This is a genomic window from Alcanivorax sp. HI0083 (genome assembly GCF_001635175.1).
In genome coordinates this window covers 1-8,106 of the sequence record NZ_LWFX01000154.1, presented here as the reverse complement: position 1 = coordinate 8,106, position 8,106 = coordinate 1, and the positions used below count along the sequence as shown (strand labels likewise).

The following is an 8,106-nucleotide window of genomic DNA, read 5'->3' as shown; positions in this document are numbered from 1 at the left end:
GCACCCAATTTCCTTCGCCACCAATCGCCCCCCTAATCTGATGTGAAGACAACATCTCCTCAAAGAAATCTCGAGTCAACAAAGTATGAGCGGGGAAACATCTGATCACTTCGGGCAGCTGCTCAAATGTAGATAACTCAGTAATATCCAGGGGATCAAGAAATGAAAGAATTTCTTGTGATCTAGCAAAGAACTTATCATTCACAGAATTCAGCAAGAGAGCACCTCCCCCTGTTCAATCCGAGAGAGCATTGTCATTAATGCCAAAGAGTCCCGAAAATAGACAGGTTCACCAGGGGAGAAATAGTGAATAGTTCTCACCGGGCTATTCAAATATTTTCCTGGCGACACTGGAATAAAACCAAATTTATCCCGAATGAAGTCGTGTAATGCAAGAAATTCTCCCCCCCCCGTCCTCCTTAGATAGTTTTCTGTTTTAGCCACAGAACTTATCGCCGCCAAAATTTTCTGCTTACCTTCAAATGTAGAATATTCAATCAAATCCACATCTGAATCATCAAGCTCCAGTGAAGCTCGGCAAAGCATGGTTTTGATATTCATCCTATTCATGATGATATAATAGTTTTTCCCATAAGCGTGACTTGCCCCTACTTCATGGGCAAAATAATCATCAAACTGTTTAGGCTCCGTGACCAATCCGGGCTGGTCAATAGGTGGATTGATATCTTCTTTTACGCGCTGCCCATAGGTATAAAGCTGCCGCCCGGAGGGGCTCATTTTGAATACAAAGACAACCCCCATATTTGCGGGATTATAAACCTTTCCCTCTTCATATTTTTCGTAGGCATTACTAACCTCTTCAGAGAAAGGAAAGAATTCTTTCACAAGGGAAAAATCAACTTTTTTAAAAGCAGTCACATAAAACTTGGCGTTAATTAGTTTTGACCCGGCATAATTAACTGCCAAATAGCTGCAGAAAGGATAATCTTTCTGATAAAGCGTCTGAACACTCAATTTCAGATACCGAACGACTGATTCATTGTTAATAATTTTTAAAAAATCATCTAACATTGCCATACTTATAAATTACTTGGTAAGCACTAATGGGGCTACAAGCTCTGAATTCCTAAAACCAGAAATCATACCGCACTCCTTATTGCAGGAGCGCATATATTTTCTTGCATTCTCAGCAGACGCTGAAAACCAGAAATCAGTTAGTCCAGTGGTCCGGCAATTACCCAGATACCCGACTTGCTTCAGCGTATGCATATAGGGGCAAAGCAAAAGTTCACCAGACTGTTCAATAAAAATGATCTTCTCAAACGCGGCACAAACAGGGTATGTGTTTGTCGTACCATGATTGGCAACATAGAAGCGCATCCATAACCAGTCACCTTCTGGAACAACAACAAAGTCATCTTTTCTGTACCTAGCAATAATTTCATCAAACATCATTGCGGCCGCATTCTGATCTGAAAAGAATCCTCTACGCAAGAAAGGATCTTCACCTTCCTTTGAACGCTTATCCACAGTTTCATGCAGGCATTCAAAGCGCACACCATCAATGCCCAGCCCTTTCACATGCTCGATAAACTCATGAATACCATACAGATTTCTTTCAAAAAGTGTGCAGTTCGTATAGATCCTGACCTTTGAGTCAGGGTAAGCTTTCTTTTTGAGTGAAGAAAGATCGGTAAGAACCTTCAGGATATGCTCACAAGAACCTTCAGTACCTCGTATATAGTCGTGTACTACTGGCAAGTGGCTGTCAAGTGAAAAAAACAGTTGGTCTGGCCCCTCTAGCAAGAGACGATGATAGTGGGACTCTTCCACCAGTGAACCATTAGTAAAAGCGGCCGTGTTCAACCCGAGTTCCCGGCATAGTGCAGTCAGTGAGAAAAACTCCTCCTCTTTCAGCATTAACTCTCCACCACAAAGGACAACACCACCCGAAGGGTTTAGCCTTTGAAACTGACGCACCACATCAAGCTTTTCAGGTAATGTCAGGCCATTAGGGCTGTCTTGGTTCATCCACATATGGCAGTGCTTGCAGTGGAGATTGCATTCAGAAGTCACTAGCAAAAACAGGTAGTCGGGAGGACTCAGTGCCTGAATGTGATCAGCTGCGTCACTCTCGACGGTTTCATTAATGCTTTGAATCTTAATACGCTCCATAGTGGCATTAGTCTTTTCTATGGCAGGCATACATTCCACAATGTTTCCTGCACTGATTCATTAACCCTCTGGCTCTTTCCGCCTGTACCGAGAACCAGAACCTTTCAACACTAATATCCCTTACTGTCCCTATCTTCCCTACACCTTCAACAGCATCCATATTAGCGCAGAGTGAATATCGACCATCATGATCAACAAAAATGTTCTTCTCTGCAGATCCACAAACTTGATCGCTAGTTTCGTAATCGGGCCCCTTCAGTATATACTCCTTCATCCATTCATATTCGCCGAGGTTAACCAGAAAACCATCGTCAGAAAACCCCGAAATCACTTCGTCAAGAACTCTCGAAGCGAGTTCCCTATCCTTAAAAAAACTCTTGTCAAAAAAGGGGTCAGCACCTGAGGGTGACTTGTTCATCACGGTCCTTGAAAGAACCTGAACTGACGCACCGTCTACCCCTAAGGATTTTATAAATGCCAACATATTTTCCAGCGTATAAATATTCTCCTCGAAGAGAACCGTGCTGGTAAATATTTTGAAGTTAGATGAGCCAGATTCTTTCTTTTTTTCAACCAAACCTTTGATTACCCTGACCACCTTATTCCAAGCGCCTGGGGTGCCTCTTATATAGTCATGAATGGTATCGACATGGCTATCTAAAGAGATATACAAAATATCGGGACCCTCAACAACGAATCTCTTATACAGTGAAGGGGCTATCAATGAAGAATTTGAAACAGCTATAACATTCAGACCAAGGCTTTTCGCTGACTTCGTTAGAGCAAAGAAATCCTCGATTTTTAACATTACTTCCCCACCGGAAAGCACAACATTCCCATGGGGATTGAGCTTGGCAAAACCCTCGACAACTTTTATTTTCTCTGCCAAGGTTAAAGAATGGGGGCTGTCTTTGTTTAGCCACATATGACAGTGCTTACAGCTAAGGTTGCACTCAGAAGTTATCAAAAAGAAAAGGTTTGTAGGGACAGGAGCTCGTCCGCCCGTTAAATACTGTGACGTCTCATTCTCAGGGTGCATCTGAATAATTCTAGTCTTTGATCCAGGCTCCGACATTTAACTCACCACTTCAAGAATACTGATCTGGTTATCGAGAGTGGCTTCTCTGCGTCTCATATCAACCATATAGCCACAAGCCATAATCACGATTGCGGTAAAAAAAAGAATTGGGGCTATACTCACTCCAACAAGTTCCACCGCATAATGAGAACTTATCATTGATAATAACAAAAGGGCTAATCCTGTTTTAACGGCTACCTCTTTCTGACGTTTTGAAAGATACCATGCCTCAAGAAGAGACAGTGCCACATCCAAATAAGAATAAGAAGAATCTCCGTGCTTTCTCTTTTCGTGGCGGACAGAAACAAAACCAACTTTTTTCACCATCCCGGGAAAAAGATCATCGATAGTCAGGATTCTCGACGTTATAGAGTTAACCAGCTGAAGGCCAAGGGGCCTGGTCATCATTCTGAATGAAGTGGACTGGTAATATAGCACCCCCATAAGTGCGCCAGGAATTCTCAATATCCGCCGAGCAATTCGTTTCATAAATTGATGTCCATTCGTACCTGTACCATAAACCAAGTCAAACCCGCCTTCTTTTAAGTGCTTAACCAGAACAGGAATTTCTTCAGGCGGGTGCTGCAAATCAGAGTCCATAGTAATAACAAAATCGCCACGACTATTCGCAATGCCACACAGGGTTGCCAAACCCTGCCCATGATTGGAAGCTAGACGAATAAGTTTCAATCTTTTACTTGGCATCTCCCCTTTCAATTGTTTCAAATCGAGCCAAACGTTATCGTCGGACCCATCATCAACAATAACCACTTCAATTTCTAATTCATATGGCATTGATACAGAAAAAAGACGGCCAAGCAGCTCCTTGATTGCTTGAGCATCATTATAAACCGGTACAACAACCGAAATCCTTTCTATATTTAGGCATTGCTGTCTTTCTCTCATGGCACTCACATAAGTTATGCTGCAACATGACACACTTAACGGCAAAAAATAAAATCCATATTGATTGATTCCGGCCTCCGGCTTCACCTTCTTAAATCGAAGACGCGCATTAGCTTTTCAATATAGAGTCGCAGTCTAAAATCAACAAAAGAGCGAGCATCTGAAGGCAACGCATCTAAAAAAATGCGGGCAAAAAAGTTCGCCTTGGCTAGACCAACTCCAAATATAGCAGCAGCTCTGACTCGGACATTAGGGCGACCGTATACTTTTTTGTAACCTAGTTCTTCGCCTGTTTTCCCTACGACATAGTCGGCAATTGCTATTTCCTCACGAGTCAAATGTGCCCCCCATTCCATTGGCTTATTGCTAATAGGAGGAAGAAGAATATTTTTGTGAAGCTTCCATGCATAGGAGTTGGTAAAATACTCTCTCTTTACATCTTCTGCATAGTCAGCATAGTCTAGCATGGTGGGGGAATATGGAACCCCAATAAAACCAAGCAATTTTTTTAATTCATTTTCAGGTGACAGAGCCAGATTTTCATATCGACAGACAATAAGGTTTCCATTTTCACAGCCATTTTTCATTAGCTCGTAATAGCCGACCCACTTCCTGCAGGTCGCAGCAATTATCGACATTTCAAATCCGGCCCTGACAATGGAAATATGATTCTCTCTATAATCCCTGCACAGATAAATAAACTTTGCTTCAGGGAATATTTCTTGCAGTTCTTTAGAATAAAATGAATACCCCGGATTCTTGTCACCAATTGCTAGTGGATTTCCTTTCTCAAAGCAGGAGAAAGAATAAAGGTACACGAGCTTACAGGCCAGGGCATAATCGACCCGATAAACGTTAGACAGAAGAGTATCTCGAAGCTTGCTCCAGTCGATCTTCCAGCTTTCAATCAAACCCTGTTTTTTAAGGTCAGCAATAAATGACGAGACCGTTTTTGCTGTCCAGAGGTCTAACCCTAAGTACTTCTTCTTTAGGTTTATGATGAACTGGCATTCAGGAGGAATAACAATAGATGGGTGGGCATCGAACATAGTTCTTAGCCAAGTCGATCCACTTCGAGGCCTACAGGTGATAAAGAACATGGGTAGACACTCCGCTAAGTCAATAGCATCATCGTATTTCACTGAGCCACCCCATCAATCTCAATCTCGCTCTTACAATACGTGACACAAGATAACTTGCCATATTGTATACCGGGATCAATAGACTAACGATTGGAGCAAAAACCTCTAGAACTACGCTGGAATTATCAACAACACGCCTTTGCAAAATTGGTGCTTTAATTATCAGTAACTGAAAGATAAAGGATGTGATAATTATGGAGCACACTTTACGTTTATCTGGCATGAATTCTGGCCTAATTACATCCATAAGGAGAATCAACCTGTCTTCTCCAGAATGATTCCAGGCCTTGTGACGATGCGCATCACAGAAAATAGTGGCCTTGCCTTCTTCCCAAGCAACGGCCTTTTCACCAACTTTAATTCCAGAAACGGGCAAGCCCGCAGGTATAACTAAGCCAAGGTGCACCCTGTTAGTAGCATTGGTGTCGCCAAAATGCTCAGGAATTTCTCCACCAGCGCACAAAATATTAAAAGATACCGATACTACGCCAGGTATCTTTTTAATTGTTTCACGCGTTACGGGAAAGTCATTCTGTGCGACATGGTAATCAAGGCCCCAAGTCCGAAGTGGATGCGTAATCCATTTTTCGGGAGAATTTTTAACCAACTGACCAAAATAGGGGGTGAATGCTTTCTGCTTTCTAGAAATAAAAGCCAAAATTTCATTCTTAATCTCGCCCGCCTGGGTTTCCAATTCTTCAATAATGGGCACGTCAGCGATATCAAAGAAAGATGACATCTCACCCTTGTACTCTTCCTTTTCTATAGCTGCAAACCACAGCTTTTCTTTACCAGCTATGTTTTTATTTTCAGGCGCGTCAGAAAGGAGCGTCCCAAAGATTTTATCTCCCAGTGAAGAGCTTAAACCATAATAATTATTACTATCATAATGGTGGTGCCGGCGATGCAGCCAAACAATTTTTTTTATAAAACCGCTATGATGTGGAATCTCACAATGACAAATCAGATGTATAACTTCATTTATAAAACCTATAAAAAGAAGCCAGAAAACAATAGACACCGAGAGGTTTAGATTGTCAAAAGCCAACCAGGAAAATAAAAATACAAAAAAAGCCGGATAAAGCACTCCTCTATAAGTAACCAAAATACGCGAGAGATCTTCCGGGCCCTCATGATGTTCCAAATGCTGAAAAAATGCTTTGGTTTTTAATCTAAATCTTACTAGCGGCAAAGGCTTGGCATGATATAGCCAGTAATGCACCGCCCATTCTATAATACCGCGGAAGGTGAAAAGAAGAGACAGAACAATCGGATCAAGATAAGTCCAATACCCCAGAGTAGCTTTAAATATAAAAACAACTACAGCAACACTAATAACAGCCCAAATACCGCTCCCACCAAAAAGGAACAGAAACATTTCCTTATAGTTTTCCGGAAGCGTTTTTTCCTCTTTAACCACTTCTACAGCCATAGCTCACCTTGTCGGTTAAGCGCCTACAAGTCACTTATCGAATAGTCTATCGAAGCAAGTAGTCATCTTTTGACATCTTCTTAATTCGAGCATCTTCAATTTCTTTAGCCGAAAAAAGATAAATACTATTGCCCTTTACTATCCAGTGATATGGATATTTCTCAACTTTCATATCGTCAAGATACAACAGTAGCGACTCTCCTTCTTTAGGCAAACCCAAAGCGAAATAGGCCGAAAAAGGCGGATGGGGGAAGTACCCTGTTGTGACATCCCCTTCCATTACCGGCCGCAGTGTGGGCCAACCAAACAAAGCGAAGACAACCTTTACATGCCTTGGTATTCGTTTAGGGTCTAGAAAATACAATACGCTCGACTCACTGACCATGAGGGTGGTGACGGCAGGATTTCTCTCTAGCATCTGCATTGCAATTTCCGCGTATTCTCTGTATCCCGCTACCGTTTCAGAGTCAGCTTTTTTGAAGTATGTCCCCATCTCCAGCGGAGCATCTGCAACGGAAGGGGGAAGCTCCCCATTTCTGGCGACATAGTCAATTAACTCATTAGCGACATGAACAGACGACACATGCAAAAACAACAGCAGCCCCATAAAACCCACTGACATAACCCGGCAACAAATAGCTTTTTGGCCGCTGCCGCAAAAAGAATTCAGTTTATTCAGCCCTAACGCAAGACCTACCACAAGGACTGGTATTACACCCAAGAAAAAACGAGGCTCGAGACTGCTTCGATCCAGTTCCACAGCGATTAAAAGCCTTGCAACAATGTAAAAGGCCCCAATGGCACACGGCCAAATTGGTCGGGCTTCTTTTAGAAAGAGTGCGGGAACAGCAATCAGTAACCAAGGCAAATATAGAACGTCGAAAACTCGCTCGATCTCTCCTCCGTACCAAATTCCTACGGCTTCAAAAACATCTGCAACATTGAGCCTCCAGCCTAGAAAGTTTTGCAAGCCAGGGCCGATAGTAGTGATCAGGCAAAAGTAAATAGAGCCAGGCGCCAACGCCCAAAACAATAGCTTTCTGTCGCGTTGCAGTAATGCAAACAGAGAAAACGAAGCAACAAAGCCTATACTTTCCCCCCTTATCAATGGCATTAAGCCAATAACCAAGGCAGCGGCACGCATTTTTTTATCCGCTAACAAAAACAGTGCAAGGCAAATAAAAAATACCAGCCAAGACTCACCGTAGAAACTCAATGAAACAAAAACATAAAGAGGAAAAAACGCCAGCATTCCAGCTGAAAGAAACGCCCATACCCTTTTAACATCCAGCTTCAGGCAAGTGAAATAAACCAGAAAAACAGATAAAACAAGCGGAAACGACTTCAGAGCGCGAGAATAATAAAGACTTTCATTACTAATAGTGGTCAAGACACCATCAAAAAATACCGCA

8 protein-coding genes are annotated in these 8,106 nt (G+C 42.3%); all 8 read right to left on the bottom strand.

Annotated features, from left to right (window positions below; all coding sequences use genetic code 11):
* Positions 1-205: hypothetical protein (locus tag A3754_RS28390; RefSeq protein WP_231880438.1), on the bottom strand; the 205-nt coding region annotated here is incomplete at its 3' end.
* A gap of 5 nt (positions 206-210) precedes the next feature.
* Positions 211-1,038 carry a hypothetical protein gene (locus A3754_RS01690; RefSeq protein ID WP_156496679.1) on the bottom strand — a complete coding sequence of 276 codons (828 nt, stop codon included), beginning with the start codon at positions 1,036-1,038 and terminating at the stop codon, positions 211-213.
* A gap of 9 nt (positions 1,039-1,047) precedes the next feature.
* Positions 1,048-2,166: a radical SAM protein gene (locus A3754_RS01685; protein ID WP_063518687.1), complete on the bottom strand. Its 1,119-nt coding sequence runs from the start codon at positions 2,164-2,166 to the stop codon at positions 1,048-1,050.
* Positions 2,144-3,175, bottom strand: coding sequence for a radical SAM protein (locus tag A3754_RS01680; protein ID WP_255363099.1), 1,032 nt, complete (start codon positions 3,173-3,175; stop codon positions 2,144-2,146). The genes A3754_RS01685 and A3754_RS01680 overlap by 23 nt, the downstream gene beginning before the upstream one ends.
* 36 nt (positions 3,176-3,211) lie before the next feature.
* On the bottom strand, positions 3,212-4,120 hold the full coding sequence (locus A3754_RS01675) for a glycosyltransferase (RefSeq protein ID WP_082872253.1): 909 nt from the start codon (positions 4,118-4,120) through the stop codon (positions 3,212-3,214).
* Positions 4,121-4,203: 83 nt separating this feature from the next.
* Entirely contained in the window at positions 4,204-5,220 is a 1,017-nt protein-coding gene (locus A3754_RS01670) for a sulfotransferase (RefSeq protein ID WP_197477283.1), read from the bottom strand.
* 28 nt (positions 5,221-5,248) lie between these two features.
* Positions 5,249-6,694 (bottom strand): aspartyl/asparaginyl beta-hydroxylase domain-containing protein, encoded by a 1,446-nt coding sequence (locus tag A3754_RS01665; protein WP_063518683.1) that lies wholly within the window; start codon positions 6,692-6,694, stop codon positions 5,249-5,251.
* 46 nt (positions 6,695-6,740) lie between these two features.
* Positions 6,741-8,106 (bottom strand): phospholipid carrier-dependent glycosyltransferase (locus tag A3754_RS01660; protein ID WP_156496678.1); only part of this gene is annotated, 1,366 nt, incomplete at its 5' end.